The following is a 17,253-nucleotide window of genomic DNA, read 5'->3' on the forward strand; positions in this document are numbered from 1 at the left end:
CTCGGCCCCGGACCCCCTCGCCCTGATCGCGGGTGAGCCGACACCCGGTGAGCCGGTGCGTCGTCACGGTGACGCCGCACCGGCTCACCGGCGTCTCCGAGCGGCCCGTGCGGCCCGTGCGGAGTAGCCTCGGGGCGTGAGCGAGCCCGTCACGTGCGACTTCTGTGGCGCCAGCGCCCCGCAGGAGCAGACCCTCACCTGGACCGTCGCCGTCGAGAACGGCCGCCGCCGCGCCTTCTGCGACACGTGCTCACGCACGCACCTGCGGGCCATGGAGAGCAAGCTCGACAGCGAGTGGTGGTGACCGCGACCCCGCCTCACGGGGCCTCGAACCACCCGCACCCGCAATAGGGGTGGCGCCGCCAGCGCCGCACGGCCGGCAGCGGCTCGTGGTCGAGGCGCCACGATGTCAGCCACGTGTGCGGCAGCTCGCCGCGCGACCAGGCGGCGAGGTCGCGCGCGGCCGTGCCCACCCCGAGGGCGAGCAGCGGGCGCGGCACGTCGTCGGCGCCCGGCGCGCCGCCCTCCTCGAGGACCGCCGCGGCGACGCACCTCGCGCACGGGCCCAGGCCCGGGGCCACCCACGGCCCCACCTCCACCGCCCACGGGTGCACCGCGAGCAGGACGTGCGGCAGCGAGTCGACCGACCACGCATCGACGGTGCTCGACACGGTCCGCCCCGGCGTCACCGCGACGCCCACGGGCGCCTCGCGGTCGAGGAGGACGCCGGCGGCGGTCAGCGCCGCGACCACGGGCGGGGTCCACGCGTCAGGGCAGTCGAGCTGCGCCCGCAGCAGGTGGGCGTACGGCGGACTAGGACGCGCGGTCACCCCTCGACCGTGCCACCTCGGGGCCCCGGTCGGGGCGTCCTCCACAGGCGGATCCGTGCCCGGGAACGACAGCGGCGGCGCCACCCCAGGGGTGACGCCGCCGCAGTGAGCTCAAGAGGTGAGGCTCACGCCTTGCCGAGGATGCGGTTCAGGTTGGTGCCGCAGACCGGGCAGACGCCCTTGGCCATCTTGGTGCCCTTGTCGTTGACCTTGATCTCGCCCTCCGCCTCGCGCTTCTCCTTGCACTTGACGCAGTAGAACTCACCGCTCCAGGTCTCCGCCATGACGGCCTCCTTGCTTGTTTCTTCGTGGTCGTCGCGACGGGGTTGTCGTAGGGGAAGCCCGCCGGGGATAACTGGCGGTTGCCAGCGCTCCGCGGACGACCCTACGCCACGCTCGGGCCACGCTCACGCACCACACGCGCCACGCGTGGAAACCCGCTTCCGGGACCGGCACCCGTTCGGCCGCCGTTTGGCCCCCTCCCGGCTCCCTCCCGACCACCGCCCGACCACCGCCCGACCGTCGCCGGACCGCCGTCGGGCGCCCGCCCGGCCCGGCCGCGCCCCGGCCGGATCAGTACCCTCGGCCCATGCCAGCGAAGTCCCCAGACCTCACGCACCTGCGCCTCGAGCGCCCGTCAGAGGGGGTCGTCCTGCTGACCCTCGACAACCCCGCCATGCGCAACGCGATGAGCGAGCAGATGACCTCGTCCTGGGTCGCGGCCACCGACGCGATCGCGGCGGACCCGTCGGTGCGGGCAGTCGTCGTCACGGGGGAGGGCAGTGCCTTCTGCTCCGGCGGCGACACCTCGTGGATCGCGAGCGAGCCCGACGCCGGCGTCGACCGGCTCCGCTCGCGGATGCTGCCGTTCTACCGCTCGTGGCTCTCGATCCGGCGCCTGGAGGTGCCCACGATCGCGGCGGTCAACGGGCACGCGATCGGCGCCGGGCTCTGCCTCGCACTTGCCTGCGACATCCGCTACGCCGCCGAGGGTGCCAAGCTCGGCGTGCCCTTCACCAAGCTGGGCATGCACGCCGGCATGGCCGCCACCCGACTGCTGCCCGACGTCGTGGGGGCGGCGCACGCACGCGACCTGCTGCTCACCGGCCGGGTCGTGGAGGCCGACGAGGCGCTGCGCCTCGGGCTCGTCTCCCGGGTCGTGGACCGCGCGACCTTCCTCGACGACGTGCTCGAGACGGCGGCCGGCATCGCGGCCACGGCTCCCATCGCGTCGCGGCTGACCAAGGTCGCGCTGGCGGGCGGCGGACCCGCCGACGTCGAGTCGGCGCTCCAGTGGGAGGCGCTCGCCCAGCCGGTGACCCTCGCCACCGCCGACCTCCAGGAGGGCATCGCGGCAGCGCGGGAGAAGCGGGCGCCGGAGTTCCGCGGCCGCTGAGGCACGCTGCACGTAGGAGGGCCCCACGGCCCTTGGCGCCTGCCTTCCCCTGCTGGCGTCGAGGAGCCGCGGGGCCCTTCTGGCCGCAACGCTAGGGCCGACCCCCCGGGCGGTCAACAGCGCGATGTCCACGCCTGTGGACAGCCCTGTGGAGACCGTGTGCACCGTGGCCCGCGGGCCGTGGACGACGGCCTCCCACATGGGGACGGGCCTGTGCGCGACACGCCCGGCCCGCGCGCCGTACTGTGCCCCTGACCAGCGCACGAGCCGGTGCGGGGGCTGTGGAGGAGAAGTAGTGGACCAGACGGAGCAGGGCGGCGCGCGCGGGCCGGTCGCGACCCTGCGGCGCATCGCGTTCCTGATGGAGCGCCAGCGCGAGGAGAGCCGGCGGATCGAGGCGTTCCGCAAGGCCGCCCGCACGATCCTGCCGCTGCCCGACGAGGAGGTACGCCGCCGCGCCGCCGACGGCACGCTCACCGACCTGCCGGGCATCGGGCCGAGCACCGCCGCCGTGATCACCGACGCCTGCAACGGCGTCGTCCCCGAGCGCCTGGCCCGGCTGGAGACCACCGCGGGACCGCTCGCCCGGGGTGGGGAGGAGCTGCGCGCCAGGCTGCGCGGCGACCTGCACTCCCACTCCGACTGGTCCGACGGCGGCTCGCCGCTGGAGGAGATGGCGATGACGGCCATGGAGCTGGGCCACGACTACCTCGTGCTCACCGACCACAGCCCGCGGCTGCGGGTCGCCAACGGGCTCAGCGCGGAGCGGCTGACCCGCCAGCTCGGGGTCGTCGACGCGGTCAACGAGCACCTCGGCGGGTCGTTCACCCTGCTGAAGGGGATCGAGGTGGACATCCTCGACGACGGCTCGCTCGACCAGACACCGGAGATGCTCGACCGGCTCGACGTGCGGGTCGCATCGGTGCACTCCAAGCTCAAGATGGACCCCGAGCCGATGACGAGGCGGATGGTCGCCGCGGTGCGCAACCGGCACACCAACGTGCTGGGCCACTGCACGGGCCGCCTGGTGACCGGCAACCGGGGCGTGCGTCCGCCGAGCAGGTTCGACGCGACGGCCGTCTTCACCGCCTGCGCGGAGGAGGGGGTGGCCGTCGAGATCAACTCCCGGCCCGAGCGGCGCGACCCGCCCACCCGGCTGCTCGAGCTGGCGCGCGACCTCGGCTGCCTGTTCTCCATCGACTCCGACGCCCATGCCCCGGGCCAGCTCGACATGCTCGACCACGGCGCCGCCCGGGCCACCGAGGCCGGGATCGACCCCGAGCGCATCGTCAACACGTGGGATCGCGACCGCCTGCTGGAGTGGGCCGGCTCGCGGTCCTGAGCGCTGGCCGCCCCGGCAGGCGGCCAGCGCGTTCGCCTGCCGATGTGGGTGCAGGAGGCTAGGTTCGGCACATGAGCACGCCGGCCAGCCCGCCCGAGGTGGAGGTGCGCCGCTCGCGCCGCCGGCGGCGCACGGTCTCGGCCTACCGCGACGGCGACCGCATCGTGGTGCTCATCCCGGCCTCGATGAGCAAGCGCGACGAGGCGACCTGGGTCGCCGACATGGTCGCCCGCATCGAGCGGCAGGAGAAGCGGCGGCTGCGCTCCGACGGCGACCTGGTGGTGCGGGCGGCCAAGCTCAACGACCTCTACTTCGGTGGCCTCGCCATCCCCGCCTCGGTGCGGTGGGTGAGCAACCAGAACGCGCGCTGGGGCTCGTGCACCCCGGGCGAGCGCACCATCCGGCTCAGCGACAGGCTCCAGAAGGTGCCCGCCTGGGTGGTCGACTACGTCCTGGTCCACGAGCTGGCCCACCTGCTGGAGTCGGGCCACACGCCCGCGTTCTGGGCGTGGGTCGACCGCTACCCCCGCGCGGAGAAGGCGAAGGGCTACCTCGAGGGCTACTCCGCGGCCGCGCGGCTCGAGCCGCCGCCGGGCGACGACGTCGACTGACGCGACCGCACGCGCGCCACGGCGGCGTCGACGAGGACGTACATGTCGTCGAACGTCGCCGGCAGCGCGTCGACGGGCCACCACCGCACGTCGATCGACTCCTCGCTCGTGGCGTGGGCGGCCGTGGGCTCCGCCGTGGCGAGGAAGCGCACGTCGAGGTGGTGCACGGTGCCCCGCTCGGAGCAGAACTCCACGGCGTGCTCGTCGACCGACAACGGCTCCTCGTCGAGGTCGAACGACGCCAGCCCCGACTCCTCCACGAGCTCGCGTCGTGCGCCGTCGGCGAGCGAGGCGTCGCCCGGCTCGAGGTGACCGCCGAAGGCCAGCCACGCGTCGGCCTTGCGGTGGTGGTTGAGCAGCACCCGGCCGCCGTCGGGCGACACGACGATCGCCCCGGCGGTGAGGTGGTCGGGGAAGCAGGCCTTGGCCAGCCCGTCGGGGTGCGCGGCGAGGTGGGCGAGGAAGCGCCGGCGCAGGGCGTCCTGGCCGGGGGTCGGGGCGACCCAGCCCGTCAGCGTGGCGACCGCGGCCGCGTGGAGCTGAGCGCTCACCCGGTGGGGCGGGACCCGCCGTCCTCCGGGCCGTCCTCCGGGCCCTTGTCGGGGCCGTCGTCGGGGTCGTCCTGGCCGCCGCCGAGCAGGTCGCGCAGGCCGGCGTCGAACTCCTCCTCCGACAGCTCGTCGGGCGTCACCGAGTCCTCCCGGAAGCCCAGCGGGTCGTCGAGGTCGGCGGCGGTGGGCAGCAGGTGCGGCGACATCCAGACGCCGTCGCGGGCCTCGGTGCCCTGCCGGGTGCGCAGCGAGCCCCACAGGGTGGAGGCGTCGCGCAGGCGCCGGGGCCGCAGCTCGAGTCCGACGAGGGTGGCGAAGGTGTGCTCGGCGGGACCGCCGGCGGCGCGCCGGCGGCGTACGGTCTCCTGCAGCTTGGCCGCGGCGGGCATCCGCTCGGCGGTGGCCTGGCCGACCACCTCGTCCACCCAGCCCTCCACCAGCGCGAGCGTCACCTCGAGCTTCTCCAGCGCCGCCTTCTGGGCGGCCGACGGCTCGGGGTCGAACAGGCCACCGGTGAGGGCGTCCTGCATCGCCTGCGGGTTGGCGATGTCGACCTCGCGGAGCTTGGCCTCCATGCCGGAGGTGTCGAAGTCCATGCCGGCGCCGTACTCGGCGACCGCCCCGATGAGGTGGTCGCGCAGCCACGGCACCCCGGCGAACAGCCGCTGGTGCGCCGCCTCGCGCAGCGCGAGGTAGAGCAGCACGTCGTCGGCCGAGACGTCGGGGAGCTCCTCGGCGAAGACCGCGACGTTGGTCGGCAGCAGGGCCGCCTTGCCGATGGGGCCGAGGGGCAGGCCGATGTCGGAGGCGCTGAGCACGTCACCGGCCAGCGCGCCGAGGCCGCTGCCGACCTGGGTGGCGACCATCGCACCGCTGGCCCTGCCGATCATGGCCATCAACGGGCCGGCCAGCTGCTTCATCTCCTCGGGCATGGCCTGGCCGAGCGCCTGGGTGGCGGAGCCGGCGATCGGCTCGACGAGCACCTTCCACACGGGGATGGTCTCCACGATCCACTCGGCCCGCGACCACGCGGCGGTGGTGCTCACCCCGGACGGGAACTCGGTGGTGGTGTCGAGCCAGTGGTCGGCCAGGCGCACCGCGTCGTCGACCGCGGCGGACTGCGCCGCGCTGACGGTCGGGTCGGGCTCCTGCGCGGCCGTGCGGCGGGCCAGGTCGGTGACCGTGTCCCAGTTGACCGCCCCGTCGTGGGGCGCGAACAGGGACTGCATCTGCGCCATCAGCGAGTTGAGGTCGGGCATCCCGCCTCCCGCGCCGAACCCGCCCATCTGGGAGAAGATCTGCTCGAAGGGCGTGCCCTTGAAGGGGTTGTTGTCATCGGGACCCTGACCGGACGACCCGGGTCCGCCGGGGGTGTCACTCATGGGGCCAACGTTACCCACCCGGCCCAGCAGCCCCCGCGCCTGCGCCACGCCTGCCCCCACGGGCGCGCCGGACCTAGACTCGCCCGGGTGAGCGACCCCCTCCGCGACCCGCGTCGTGACCCGCTTCGTGACCCCGTCCGTGATCCGCTGCGCCTCGTCGACATCCGCGACACCCCGCTCGACGTCGTCGAGGTGCTCGACGCCCTCGGCGACGACGGGGCCGGCGGCCTCGTCCTCTTCGTCGGCCAGGTCCGCGACCACGACGGGGGCAAGGGCGTGGTGGCGCTCGACTACTCCGCCCACCCGTCCGCACTGGCCCGGCTCGAGGACGTCTGCCGGCAGGTGGCGCGGGACCACGACGTCAGGGGAGTGGTGGCCGTGCACCGGGTCGGCGAGCTGCGCATCGGCGACCTCGCCGTCGTCGTCGCCACCACCGCGGCCCACCGCGGTGATGCCTTCGCGGCGTCCCGGGCACTCATCGACACCCTCAAGGCCGAGGTGCCGATCTGGAAGCACCAGGTCTTCGACGACCAGAGCGAGGAGTGGGTCGGCACGCCGTAGGCCTCCCGGTCCCGGGAGGTCCCTGCGCCTACGCTCGTCGGGTGGAGATCCTCCTGTGGCTCGTGCCGTCGGCCGTCGTCACTGTCGCCGTCATGGCGTGGGTGTCGTGGGCCGGGCGCGACGGCCGCGGCGAGGTCGACCGTGACGTGGCCGCCGAGCGCCTCGGCAGGGCACTGTCGAAGGACCTGCCGGCGCCCCCCCGGCGTACGCCGGCGCCCGGGCGCGACCGCAGCACCGGCATCGCCGTCCGCCCCAGCCACGGCGCCGCGCCCCGCGACGACGCGGGCCGGCGCGCCTCCTGAGGAGTCCGCCCGGGGTGGCTCGTCGTCGGCCGGTTGCCGCCATTTGAGAGAGTTGGGGACATGAAGGAGCGGACAGGTGCGGGATTGCTCGCGCTCTGCCTGCTCGCAGCGCTGTGGGCGGCGGCGGCGTTCGTGCCGTTGCCCTACGTCACCTACTACCCAGGACCGACCGTCGACATACTCGCCGACGACGACGGCAAGGAGATCGTCCAGGTCGCGGGCCGCAAGGCCTACCACGACGACGGCGAGCTGCGGATGACCACCGTCTACGTCAGCACGCCGCAGGAGGACGTCTCCCTGCCCGAGCTGCTGCAGGCCTACTTCGACCCCGACGCCGCCGTGTGGCCGCGGTCCTCGATCTACGCTCCCGACGAGACCGACGAGTCCACCGACCGCGAGTCGGAGGCGGCGATGGCGTCCTCCCAGGACACAGCCGTGGCGGCGGCCCTCACCGAGCTCGGCGAGGAGGTCGACCCCGTCGTGAAGATCCTCGACGTGACCCCCGGGCTGCCCGCCGACGGCAAGCTCGAGGTGCGCGACGTGCTGCTGCGCGTCGGCGACACGCCGATCCGGGAGGCCCAGGACGTGGTGGATGCCGTCGACGAGGCGTCCCCCGGCGAGCCCCTCACCTTCCTCGTGCGCCGCGGCGAGAAGGAGGTCAGCGTCGACGTCACCCCCGAGGAGGTCGAGGGCGACCTCCGCATCGGCATCGCGCCCGGCCTCGGCTTCGACTTCCCCTTCGACGTGAGCGTCGACATCTCCGAACGGATCGGGGGCCCCAGCGCCGGGCTGATGATGGCGCTCGCCATCTACGACACCCTGACGCCGGGCTCGCTCACCGGCGGCGCCGAGATCGCCGGCACCGGGACGATCACCCCCACCGGGGAGGTCGGCCCCATCGGCGGCATCCAGCAGAAGATCGCCGCCGCCCGCGACGCCGGAGCCGACCTGTTCTTCGTGCCGGCCGCCAACTGCGGCGGCATCGGGGGAGTGGACCCCGGCGACATGCGCCTGGCGAAGGCCACCACGATGCACGCCGCCGTCGAGACCCTGTCCGACTGGGTGGCCGACCCCGACACCGACCTGCCGACCTGCGAGGACACCGCTTCATGACCGACCCCACCCCACCGGCGCCCGACGCCGGTCCCGCCGACGCGGCCGCACCCGACGCGCTGCCGGAGGACCCCGCCCTGGCCACTGCCGTCCTCGAGATCGAGGCGCACGTCGCCCAGGACGGCTGGGACCAGCCGGCCCGCCTCTACGCCCTGGTCGACACCGCCGAGCTGGTCGCGCAGGAGCCGGCGCTCGCCGCGGTGATGGAGATCGACGGTCCCGCCGAGGACGGCTCGCTCACGCCGATCGAGCAGGACGGGCTGCCCCCCGGCCAGGTCCTCGAGGACGTGCTGCACGGCATCGCCTGGCCCGACAGCGTGGCCGGCTGCGCCGCCGTCATCGAGCGACTGGTGCTGCCGCCCGGCGTCGACGACGACATCCCCGACGACCCCGCCGCGGCCGAGCTGTTCGCGCGCGAGCACCCCGACCGCCAGGAGGTGCGCATGGTCGCGGGCGTGACCCGCGCCGGTGCGTCCTACTGCGCCCTGCGGCTGCGGGCCCACGACGACGAGCAGTCGGTGGTCAACGGCACCGAGCTGGTGCCCGGACTCCTCCAGCTGCTCCACGAGACACTGCACGACACCCCTCCCCGCCCCGACGAGAACCCTGAGCAGGCCTAGTCAAGATGAGCAATCCGTTCGACCGACCCACAGGACCCTCCGGACCCGACGGCCCCCAGCGGCCTGGCGGACCCGGCGGCACAGGAGGCGCACGGCCCGCAGCCGCGTCACGCCGTCCGGGAGCGCTGGTCATCACCGCGATCGTCCTGGTCGTGGGGTTCATGCTGCTGAGCGCGTTCGCCTCCTTCTGGACCGAGCGACTGTGGTTCGGCTCGGTCGGCTACCAGGAGGTCTTCAACACCCTGCTGCTGACCCGCGTCGGGCTGTTCTTCGTCTTCGCCGGGCTGATGGCGGCCGCGGTGGCCATCGCCATGGCGATGGCCTACCGCTTCCGCCCGCTGCTGTGGCCGGGGATGCCCGGGACGCCCGATGACGGCATGGACCGCTACCGCGCGCTCCTCGCCCCGCGGATGGGCCTGGTGATCGCGGTCGCCGCCGGCGTGATGGGGCTCTTCGCGGGCGCGTCGGCCTCCGGCCAGTGGCGCAGCTTCTCGCTGTGGCGCCACGGCGAGCAGTTCGGCACCACCGACCCCTACTTCAACAAGGACGTCGGGTTCTACGTCTTCCAGCTGCCGTTCTGGCACTACCTCGTCGACTTCGTGATGGCCGCTGCCGTCGTCGGCCTGATCGCCTCGCTGCTGACCAACTACCTCTTCGGCGGCATCCGGCTCTCCGCCCGCCCCGGTGAGCGGCTGACCAGTGCCGCGCAGATCCAGGTCTCCGCGCTTCTCGCGCTGTTCGTGCTCGCCAAGGCCGTGGACTACTGGCTCGACCGCTTCGACCTCGTCACCAACTCGGGCTCGATCTTCACCGGCATGGGCTACACCGACGACAAGGCAGTCCTGCCGGCCAAGGAGATCCTCGCCGGCATCGCGATCGTCTGCGCGCTGCTGTTCCTCGCCAACATCTGGCGACGCACCTGGCTGCTGCCGTCGGTCGGTGTCGCGTTGTTCGCCCTGTCCGCGATCATCCTCGGCCTGATCGTGCCGACGGTGGTCCAGGCGATCCGCGTCAACCCCAACGTGCCGGACCGCGAGGGCCCCTACATCAAGGCCAACATCGACGCGACCCGCGCCGCCTACCAGCTCGACCAGATCGAGGTCCGCAACGTCGCCGGCACCGGTGTGGCCACCGACGGCCGGCTCGAGGAGCTCGACGGCATGACCGCCGGCATCCCGCTGGTCGACCCCCAGATCGTCAGCGAGATCTTCGAGCAGCAGCAGCAGGTGCGCGCCTACTACTCGGTGCCCAACGTGCTCGACGTCGACCGCTACGAGATCGACGGCAAGGACCGCGCCGTCGTGCTCGGCGTGCGCGAGCTCGACCAGAGCGGCCTCGCCGAGGGCGACCAGAACTGGTCCAACCTGCACACCGCCTACACCCACGGCAACGGCGTGATCGCCGCGTACGCCAACCAGCGCCCGGAGGATGACTCGGTCCAGCAGACCGGCATCCAGTGGGCCGAGGGCCAGGAGGCCGACGAGGACGCACTCACCAGGCTCGCCGGCGACGAGGGCTACGAGACCCGCGTCTACTTCGGCGAGCAGAGCCCGACCTACAGCATCGTCGGGCTCAACCCCGACGGGAAGCCGGTGGAGTTCGACCTGCCGCGCGGCGAGCGCACCGACGAGGACGTCGCGACGACCTATGACGGCAAGGCGGGCGTGCCGATCGGCAACATCGTCAACCAGCTGCTCTACGCGGTGCGCTTCAGCGAGCCCAACCTGCTGCTGTCGAGCCGCGTGCACGAGAACTCCAAGATCCTCTACGACCGCAACCCGCGCCGCATGGTGGAGAAGGTCGCGCCGTGGCTGACCGTCGACTCCGACCCCTACCCGGCGGTGGTCGACGGGCGGATCCTGTGGATCCTCGACGGCTACACGGTCACCGACAAGTACCCGCTGTCGCAGCGGGAGTCGCTCGAGGAGATGACCGACGACTCGCTGCAGGAGAACACCGGGTTCCAGACCCTGCCGACCGACGAGATCAACTACCTGCGCAACTCGGTCAAGGCCACCGTCGACGCCTACGACGGCACCGTGTCGCTCTACGAGTGGGACGAGGCGGACCCGATCCTGCAGGCGTGGGAGGCGGTCTTCCCCGACGTCGTGCAGCCCAAGGACGACATCCCCGACTCGCTGCGCGAGCACCTGCGCTACCCCGAGGACCTGTTCAAGGCCCAGCGCTTCCAGTTCCAGCGCTACCACGAGACGTCCGCGTCGGCGTGGTTCGAGGGCTCCAGCCGTTGGGAGGTGCCGAGCGACCCGCAGCGCACCACCCGGCTGCAGCCGCCCTACCGCCTCTTCGCCGACACCGGCGACGGCGAGACCTGGTCGCTGACCTCGGTCTACGTGCCGCGGCGCAAGGAGAACAACCTCGCCGCCTACCTGTCGGTCAACAGCGACGCGACGAGCGACGACTACGGCAAGGTCAGGGTGCTGCAGCTGCCCAACGAGCCCACGGGCGGGCCGCTGCAGATCGCCAACACGTTCGCCACCAACGAGGACATCAGCCAGGCGCTGCTGCCCTACACGACCGGTGACGCCGACCGGGTGCCGGGCAACCTGCTCACGCTGCCGATCGACGACACGTTCATGTACGTGCAGCCGGTCTACACGCGCCGTGACGGTGAGTCCAACTTCCCGATCCTGCGGTTCGTGCTCGTCTCCTACGAGAACAGGGTCGGCATCGGCACCACGCTCGTCGACGCGATCGAGGACGCCCTGACCTCCGACGCCTCGGAGGACGAGACGACCGACCCGACGGAGGACCCCACGGAGGACCCCACGGAGGAGCCGACCGAGGAGCCGTCGGAGTCGCCGGGTGAGCAGCCGACCACGGAGCCCGGCACCCCGTCCACGGTCCGCGAGCTGCTGGAGCAGGCCGAGGACAAGTTCTCCCGGGCCGACGAGGCGCAGCGCAACGGCGACACCGTGCGCTGGGCACGCCTCATGGACGAGGGTCGCGCGCTCATCGAGGAGGCGGTCCGAGCGGCACGCTGACCCCGATTTGGGCTCCGCCCGACCACCCCTGTAAGGTTCTGTTCACCGACGCGGGGTGGAGCAGCTCGGTAGCTCGCTGGGCTCATAACCCAGAGGTCGCAGGTTCAAATCCTGCCCCCGCTACAAAGGACGAGGCCTGATCTGCAGCGATGCGGATCAGGCCTTGTCGCTTCCCCGGGGATCCGGATCCCCCCGCTCACTTCCCTCGGTCCAGGCGCGCTCGGGTCTCCTCGATCATGGCGACCAGCTCGTCCCGGCTGGGGCCGGCGGCGTACGGCGCCCGCCAGCCGGTCTCGTAGACCGCCCGCGCCAGGGGCTCGGCCGGCGTGGGGCAGCTGGGGAGCGCGGTCATCGAGAAGTACGGTCCGGCGTACTCGCCGATCCGGGGGTCCGCCTGGGCGGCCTCGCGGATCCGCTCGGTCGTCAACGGCCGGGCCAGGTCGAGCTCGGCGCCCTGCCAGCGCGCCACGGCATCGGTGTCGATGGCGATGTGGTCCTCGACCCAGGGGCGGATCTGCTCGTCGCACCAGGCACCGAACGGGTCGGCGAGCGACGCCGGATCCGCGCCGTCGTCGAGCAGGCGGAGGAGGTTGTCGATCTGGGTGAACGCCATCGCGATGCCGCGGCCGCGGGTGGGTGTCGTGGTGGCCACGACGTCACCCACCGATGCGAGCCCGGCGATCCGCCGCTGGGGCCGGTACACGTTGCGCAGGGCGCCGCCCACCATCACCGGGCTGATCGGTCGCGCCCGCTCCGGGTCGGTCCAGCGGGCGAGTGCGGGGACGGCGCGACAGGCAGCGTCGAAGACGGCGTCGAGCCGGAGTGGCTTCAGCCCGTCGTCGGCCATCGGGCAGCCGAAGAGCACCGAGAAGTGTCCGGCCTCGTGCAGGAACAGCAGGACCTGGTAGCCGTCATACCCGCTGAAGGCGCCGAGCGGGTTGTCCATCGGACCTGGCTCGGCCCCCCGGCAGCAGCTGGTAGGTGCGGTCGACGTACGCCAGGCCGCAGAGACCCTCCAGCTCGGGATCGGTCGTCCTGTCGATCCGGCTCGAGCGGGCGGGGGCGTCCACCACCAGGTCGGCTGTCAGCGGCACCCGGTCCACGACCGCACCGGTGACGCGCCCGTCCTCGACCAGGAGCCGGTCGACGTGCCCGAGGCGCAGGCGCAACGCGGGCGTGTCCGCGGCGGCGATGCGCAGGGCGCGTTCGAGGACTGAACGACGGGAACGGCTGCCGATGGTGACGGTGCGCCCTTCCGGTGTCTCGGCCACCTGCGGGCGGAAGCCGTGAGCGCGCTCGAACTGCATGACGCCTCGGCGCCGCCACGTGCCGTCCGCGGCGGACCGGGGTCGCGGTCCACCGCGGTGACCACGTGCCTGCGCTCCGCGAGCGCAGCGCCGGCCAGCAGCCCGGCCGGACCCGCGCCGAGGACGACGACCTCCATGTGTGCCCACGGTCCGCTCCGAACGGCACGGTGTCAACGCATCCGGGTCACGAGTCGTGCGGGGGAGGTCCCGAGCGGGCGTCCCGGCCGGCCGCTGCCGGCGTCGAGTGCCGGCCCTCGCGCGGACGACGACGCCTCCAGCACTCGACTCGCGCCTGGGCCGCGCTGGCCCCGCTCAGTGCGGTGGGTCGGTCGTGTAGCGGGTGTCGCTCTGCGTCACGACCTCCGCGGCGACGTCGCGGAGCTTGACGTTGGCGGTGGAGGAGACGCGTACCAGGTAGTCGAAGGCATTCGACTCGTTGATCCGGTAGCGCTCCATGAGGATGCCGACGGCCTGTCCGATCACCTTCCGGCTGGACAGGGCGGTGGTGAGGTGCTCCTCGTTGTGTCGCCCTCCCAGGGCGGTGGCGGCATAGAGCGCGAAGAGCTGGGCGAGGTCTCGCGACTCGGGGCCGATGCCATCACCGGTGGTGCTGCAGAGGTTGAGCACGGCGCCGCCGGCGCTGTCGACCTCGTGCAGCCCGATCCCCATCTGGGCCGTGACCCCGGCCTCGAGGGCGCGGGGTACGAAGCTGGGCCAACGGTGCTCATGTCGCATGTGGTCCGAGATGACCGTGCCCCCGTCGACCAGGGCGTCCAGGCACGGTCCTTCACCGCAGTCGTACTGGATGAGGTCGAGCTTCTCCACCACGTTGCTGGAGGCGGCGTAGGTCTCGTTCTGCCCGTCCTTGCCCCGGATGGTCACGCTGGCGTGGTCGAAGCCCGGCACGGCGTCCGGTGCGGCGGCGACGATCGCCTCGACCATGTCGTGGGTGGTGCGGGCGGCTGTGATGCTCGTGGCCGCCTGGGCCAGCAGCGCCGCGATCCGCGGCGGCTCTACCTGGCTCATACGCTCGCTCCCTCGCGGCCGTTCTCGCCTGATGCGTTCACCATCACCATACGGCGTCGCTGCCGGGACGAGCCGACGGTCGAGACGATCGACGCTACGTGCGCGACGGGCGCCGTGGAGGTGCCCGCGCCCCGGCATACGATGGGGGGTATCGCGGCCGACGCCGGGCGGCGCTGCCGCACCCAGCGCCCCGACCCTCGCACCCAGGAGAACCGATGGAGCTCGACCCCACCTCGATGAAGCCGGTCATCAACCGGATCAAGCGCGCACAGGGCCAGCTCGCGGGCGTCCTCCGCCTCCTCGAGGAGGGGCGCGACTGCGAGGACGTCGTCACCCAGCTCGCTGCGGTCTCCAAGGCGCTGGACCGCGCGGGCTTCGCCATCGTGGCCAACGGCCTGCAGCAGTGCCTGCTCAACGGCGACGGCGGCGCCGACGACATCGACGTGAAGAAGATGGAGAAGCTCTTCCTGTCGCTCGCCTGAGGGCGGGCGTACGCCCTGCGTGCGGCGGGCGGGCCTCCGGCCACCGCTCAGGCGGTGACGTCCTCCGCGGCGAGCGCCCGCACCCAGTCTGCCTTGACCGCGCGCCACTGCTCGTCGTCGAGCCCGCGCCGCCAGTAGGGCGAGCAGGAGAGCATCTGCTCGTCGACGACGCCCTCGCCCAGGAGCACCCGCCGCACGGCCCGCGTCGCGCCCGCCTCGCCGTGCACGAAGGCGCTCACCGGCCCCGGTGCTGGAGGCAGGGCGCGCACCGCGTCGGCGAGCAGGCCCTCGGGGTCGGCGTGACCGGTGCGGTGGACCCACCGGACGTGGAGCACACCGGGGGAGTGGAGCGGCACCTCACCGGCGGCGTCCTCGACCTCGAGCACGGCCGTCACGGGCCGACCCTCGGGCACGGCCTCGGCGCACGCGGCGATCGCCGGCAGGGCGCTCTCGTCGCCCACCAGCAGGTAGGAGCCGGCGTCGGGATGGGGGTGGTAGCCGCCCGCCGGGCCGCGCAGCTGCAGCCGGTTGCCGGGCCGGGCGTGGGTCGCCCACCGGCCCGCGTGCCCGACGTCGCCGTGGGCGGCGATGTCGAGCGTGAGCTCGCGACGCGCGCCGTCCCATGCGCGCACCGTGATGCGGCGCGGCCGCGGCCGCTGGGAACGGGGCAGCCCACGCACGGCCTCGTCCTCGAACGGGGGCGCGTAGGGGGCCTCGGGTGGCAGGAAGAAGCAGTTGACGTAGTCGTCGGCGTGCCCGGTCGGGGTGAACCCGTCGAGCCCCGGCCCGCCCAGCACCACCCGGACGAGGTGGGAGCCCAGCTGCCGGGTGGAGACCACCTCGCCGTACATGTCGTCCCTCCTGGGCGTCCGGGACCCGCCGGTGCTACCCCGGCGGGTCGTCGCGCTCAGGTTAGCCATGCCTCGCGGACCCTCCGATGCCGCGGTCAGGTCAGTGGCGCCGACCAGGTCACCGTCGTGCCACGGCCGTCGGCCGTGGCGACCTGGAGGCGCCCGCGGCGCTGCTCGGCGCGCAGCCTGAGGTTGGCCAGCCCGCCCGTCTCGTGCACGCCGTCGGGCATCCCCACGCCGTCGTCGCGCACACGCACGACCACCTCGGTGTCGACCGCCACGTCGATCGCGCACGTCGAGGCGTGGGCGTGGCGCACGACGTTGGACAGCGCCTCGGTGATCACGGCCAGCACCTCGGGCAGCAGGTCGGTGTCGAGCACGGACCCGACGGGTCCGTCGAAGCGCACGACAGGACGCACCTTCATCGTCCGGGCGGCACGCTCGACCACCTCCACGATGGCCGCGCGCGGGTCGGCGGCCGCGGCCACCGGGCCGAGCCGGAAGATCGTCGTCCGGATCTCGCGGATGACGTCGTCGATCTCCTCGGTCGCGCGGTCGATGCGCGCGGCCATGTCGCACGGGTCCTCGACCCATGACGCACTGTGCAGCTCGAGGCCCACCGCGAAGAGCTGCTGGATGACCAGGTCGTGCAGGTCGCGGGCGATGCGGTCGCGCTCCTCGAGCACGGCCAGGCGCCTCTCGTCCTGGCGGATGCGGGCGACGTGCAGCACCAGCGGAGCCTGCTGGGCCAGCAGGGTGGGGAGCGCGGCGTCGTGGTGCAGGCGTGCCGGGTCGACCTCGTCCAGCCAGGCCAGGGTGACGGCGGCGTCGCCGTCGGCGGAGCTGTAGAGCGGGACGACGAGGGCGGAGGCCATGGGGCCGTGACCGAGCGCCGCCGAGACGTCGACCCCCCTGTCGTGCTCGAAGATGTTGTTCACCTTGAGCGGGCGGCCGCTGAAGGTCACGCAGCGGGTGAGCGAGGTGGTGAAGTCGACCTCGGCCATGGCGTCCGGGTCGGCGTCGAAGCCGGAGACGACGCGCAGCTGCAGGTGGGCCGGGTCGTCGCCCAGGACGATCCAGGCCGCATCGGCACCGGAGAGGTCGCGGGCCCAGTCGGCGACGATCTGCAGCGACATGTCGTCGGGGTTGGACGTGACGAGCTCGCTGGCTGCCGAGACCCACCGTTCGCGGTGCGATGCCCGGTCGTGGAGCCGGGAGTTCTCGATGGCCATCGCAGCGACGCCGACGAGCGCCCGCGCGACCTGCTCGTCGCGGTCGAGGAACGCCGGCCCGTTGGTCTTCTCGGAGAAGTAGAGCGTCCCGACGGCGCGGTCGGCGACCCGCACCGGCACGCTGAGGATGTCGCGCGCTGCGCCCTCGGCGCGACGAGGGGGCCGGCGGCCGGTGGCATCGTCGCTCGCCGCCCGCGACGTTTCCTCGCCGGGCGAGCCCAAGGGCTTGTCGGTGAGCAGGTCGTCGAGCCGCGTGCCGTGGGTGCCGAGGTCGCCGTGGGTGAAGAGGAGGCGCATCGGCCGGGTCGTGTCCCAGTCGGCGATGGCGAGGGCCCCGAAGCGCGCGCCGGTGATCTCGGCCCCCACCCGGAGCACCTGGTTGAGCACGTCGTCGAGAGCCGAGCCGGACGACAGGGTCGACGCCGCAGCCAGCAGCCGCTCCCACCGGTCCGTCTCGTCGTCGGCACGACCGCCGCGCCTGGCCATGCGCATCAGGTCGTCGAAGGTCGACCTCTCCGGGCCCCATTCCTGAGTGCCGGCGGCGATGTTGTTCGAGATCTCCTGCATTCCTGCTCCCCCCAAGATGTGCGGCTGTGTCACACGATCATGCGCCCTGCAGGCGTCTCCCTCCCCTGACGTCCACCC

General features: G+C 73.0%; 19 protein-coding genes and 1 tRNA gene. 11 read left to right on the plus strand and 9 right to left on the minus strand.

From position 1 onward, the window contains the following. Positions 1-136 precede the first annotated feature (136 nt). Positions 137-304: a hypothetical protein gene (locus AC54T2_RS10195; protein WP_186341522.1), complete on the plus strand. Its 168-nt coding sequence runs from the start codon at positions 137-139 to the stop codon at positions 302-304. A 13-nt stretch (positions 305-317) separates the two neighbouring features. On the opposite strand, the gene AC54T2_RS10200 is transcribed toward AC54T2_RS10195, so the two are convergent. Both AC54T2_RS10200 and AC54T2_RS10205 read right to left on the minus strand, forming a co-directional pair. Continuing rightward, entirely contained in the window at positions 318-830 is a 513-nt protein-coding gene (locus AC54T2_RS10200) for a hypothetical protein (protein WP_186341523.1), read from the minus strand. A 125-nt stretch (positions 831-955) separates the two neighbouring features. Then, entirely contained in the window at positions 956-1,114 is a 159-nt protein-coding gene (locus tag AC54T2_RS10205) for a DUF5679 domain-containing protein (protein ID WP_090969683.1), read from the minus strand. Positions 1,115-1,419: 305 nt separating this feature from the next. On the opposite strand from AC54T2_RS10205, the gene AC54T2_RS10210 reads away from it, so the two are divergent. The 3 genes from AC54T2_RS10210 to AC54T2_RS10220 all read left to right on the plus strand — a co-directional run bounded on the left by AC54T2_RS10210 (position 1,420) and on the right by AC54T2_RS10220 (position 4,179). Further along, positions 1,420-2,226, plus strand: a complete 807-nt coding sequence (locus AC54T2_RS10210) for an enoyl-CoA hydratase/isomerase family protein (RefSeq protein ID WP_186341524.1) — start codon at positions 1,420-1,422, stop codon at positions 2,224-2,226. A 295-nt stretch (positions 2,227-2,521) separates the two neighbouring features. Continuing rightward, the gene (locus AC54T2_RS10215) at positions 2,522-3,568 is read left to right on the plus strand and encodes a PHP domain-containing protein (RefSeq protein ID WP_241005353.1); all 1,047 of its coding nucleotides are present in this window, start codon (positions 2,522-2,524) and stop codon (positions 3,566-3,568) included. Between the two features lie 71 nt (positions 3,569-3,639). Then, positions 3,640-4,179 (plus strand): M48 metallopeptidase family protein, encoded by a 540-nt coding sequence (locus tag AC54T2_RS10220; protein WP_186341525.1) that lies wholly within the window; start codon positions 3,640-3,642, stop codon positions 4,177-4,179. On the opposite strand, the gene AC54T2_RS10225 is transcribed toward AC54T2_RS10220, so the two are convergent. After that, on the minus strand, positions 4,128-4,730 hold the full coding sequence (locus AC54T2_RS10225; RefSeq protein ID WP_489976546.1) for an NUDIX domain-containing protein: 603 nt from the start codon (positions 4,728-4,730) through the stop codon (positions 4,128-4,130). The two genes, AC54T2_RS10220 and AC54T2_RS10225, sit on opposite strands and share 52 nt — an antisense overlap. Next, positions 4,727-6,112 carry a zinc-dependent metalloprotease gene (locus AC54T2_RS10230; protein ID WP_496666104.1) on the minus strand — a complete coding sequence of 462 codons (1,386 nt, stop codon included), beginning with the start codon at positions 6,110-6,112 and terminating at the stop codon, positions 4,727-4,729. Before AC54T2_RS10230 ends, AC54T2_RS10225 begins: the two co-directional genes overlap by 4 nt. A gap of 87 nt (positions 6,113-6,199) precedes the next feature. Here AC54T2_RS10230 and AC54T2_RS10235 point away from each other — a divergent pair, with 87 nt between their 5' ends. From AC54T2_RS10235 to AC54T2_RS10260, 6 genes are all read left to right on the plus strand, one after another. Then, the gene (locus AC54T2_RS10235) at positions 6,200-6,673 is read left to right on the plus strand and encodes a molybdenum cofactor biosynthesis protein MoaE (protein WP_496666105.1); all 474 of its coding nucleotides are present in this window, start codon (positions 6,200-6,202) and stop codon (positions 6,671-6,673) included. Between the two features lie 41 nt (positions 6,674-6,714). Further along, positions 6,715-6,975 carry a hypothetical protein gene (locus AC54T2_RS10240; protein ID WP_496666106.1) on the plus strand — a complete coding sequence of 87 codons (261 nt, stop codon included), beginning with the start codon at positions 6,715-6,717 and terminating at the stop codon, positions 6,973-6,975. Positions 6,976-7,035: 60 nt separating this feature from the next. Then, a complete protein-coding gene (locus AC54T2_RS10245) occupies positions 7,036-8,088 on the plus strand; it encodes a S16 family serine protease (RefSeq protein ID WP_489976550.1) in 1,053 nt (350 codons plus the stop codon). After that, positions 8,085-8,708 carry a PPA1309 family protein gene (locus AC54T2_RS10250; protein ID WP_241005354.1) on the plus strand — a complete coding sequence of 208 codons (624 nt, stop codon included), beginning with the start codon at positions 8,085-8,087 and terminating at the stop codon, positions 8,706-8,708. Before AC54T2_RS10245 ends, AC54T2_RS10250 begins: the two co-directional genes overlap by 4 nt. Before the next feature lie 5 nt (positions 8,709-8,713). Further along, positions 8,714-11,710 (plus strand): UPF0182 family membrane protein, encoded by a 2,997-nt coding sequence (locus tag AC54T2_RS10255; RefSeq protein ID WP_496666107.1) that lies wholly within the window; start codon positions 8,714-8,716, stop codon positions 11,708-11,710. Between the two features lie 49 nt (positions 11,711-11,759). Continuing rightward, positions 11,760-11,833 (plus strand) — tRNA-Met (locus AC54T2_RS10260). A 73-nt stretch (positions 11,834-11,906) separates the two neighbouring features. Here AC54T2_RS10260 and AC54T2_RS10265 read toward each other — a convergent pair. The 3 genes from AC54T2_RS10265 to AC54T2_RS10275 all read right to left on the minus strand — a co-directional run bounded on the left by AC54T2_RS10265 (position 11,907) and on the right by AC54T2_RS10275 (position 14,043). Further along, positions 11,907-12,656: a hypothetical protein gene (locus AC54T2_RS10265; RefSeq protein WP_496666108.1), complete on the minus strand. Its 750-nt coding sequence runs from the start codon at positions 12,654-12,656 to the stop codon at positions 11,907-11,909. Next, positions 12,622-13,017 carry a hypothetical protein gene (locus AC54T2_RS10270; protein WP_496666109.1) on the minus strand — a complete coding sequence of 132 codons (396 nt, stop codon included), beginning with the start codon at positions 13,015-13,017 and terminating at the stop codon, positions 12,622-12,624. The genes AC54T2_RS10265 and AC54T2_RS10270 overlap by 35 nt, the downstream gene beginning before the upstream one ends. 312 nt (positions 13,018-13,329) lie before the next feature. Beyond that, positions 13,330-14,043 (minus strand): ANTAR domain-containing protein, encoded by a 714-nt coding sequence (locus AC54T2_RS10275; RefSeq protein ID WP_496666110.1) that lies wholly within the window; start codon positions 14,041-14,043, stop codon positions 13,330-13,332. Between the two features lie 215 nt (positions 14,044-14,258). Between AC54T2_RS10275 and AC54T2_RS10280 the strand changes: the two genes are divergently transcribed. Then, positions 14,259-14,525: a metal-sensitive transcriptional regulator gene (locus AC54T2_RS10280; protein ID WP_186341535.1), complete on the plus strand. Its 267-nt coding sequence runs from the start codon at positions 14,259-14,261 to the stop codon at positions 14,523-14,525. Between the two features lie 47 nt (positions 14,526-14,572). Here the strand turns inward: AC54T2_RS10280 and AC54T2_RS10285 are convergent, their stop codons facing one another. Next, a complete protein-coding gene (locus AC54T2_RS10285) occupies positions 14,573-15,376 on the minus strand; it encodes a siderophore-interacting protein (RefSeq protein WP_496666111.1) in 804 nt (267 codons plus the stop codon). A gap of 95 nt (positions 15,377-15,471) precedes the next feature. Further along, positions 15,472-17,175 (minus strand): GAF domain-containing sensor histidine kinase, encoded by a 1,704-nt coding sequence (locus AC54T2_RS10290; protein WP_496666112.1) that lies wholly within the window; start codon positions 17,173-17,175, stop codon positions 15,472-15,474. Positions 17,176-17,253 lie beyond the last annotated feature (78 nt).

The sequence above is a fragment of the Nocardioides sp. Z35_8 genome (assembly GCF_059621125.1).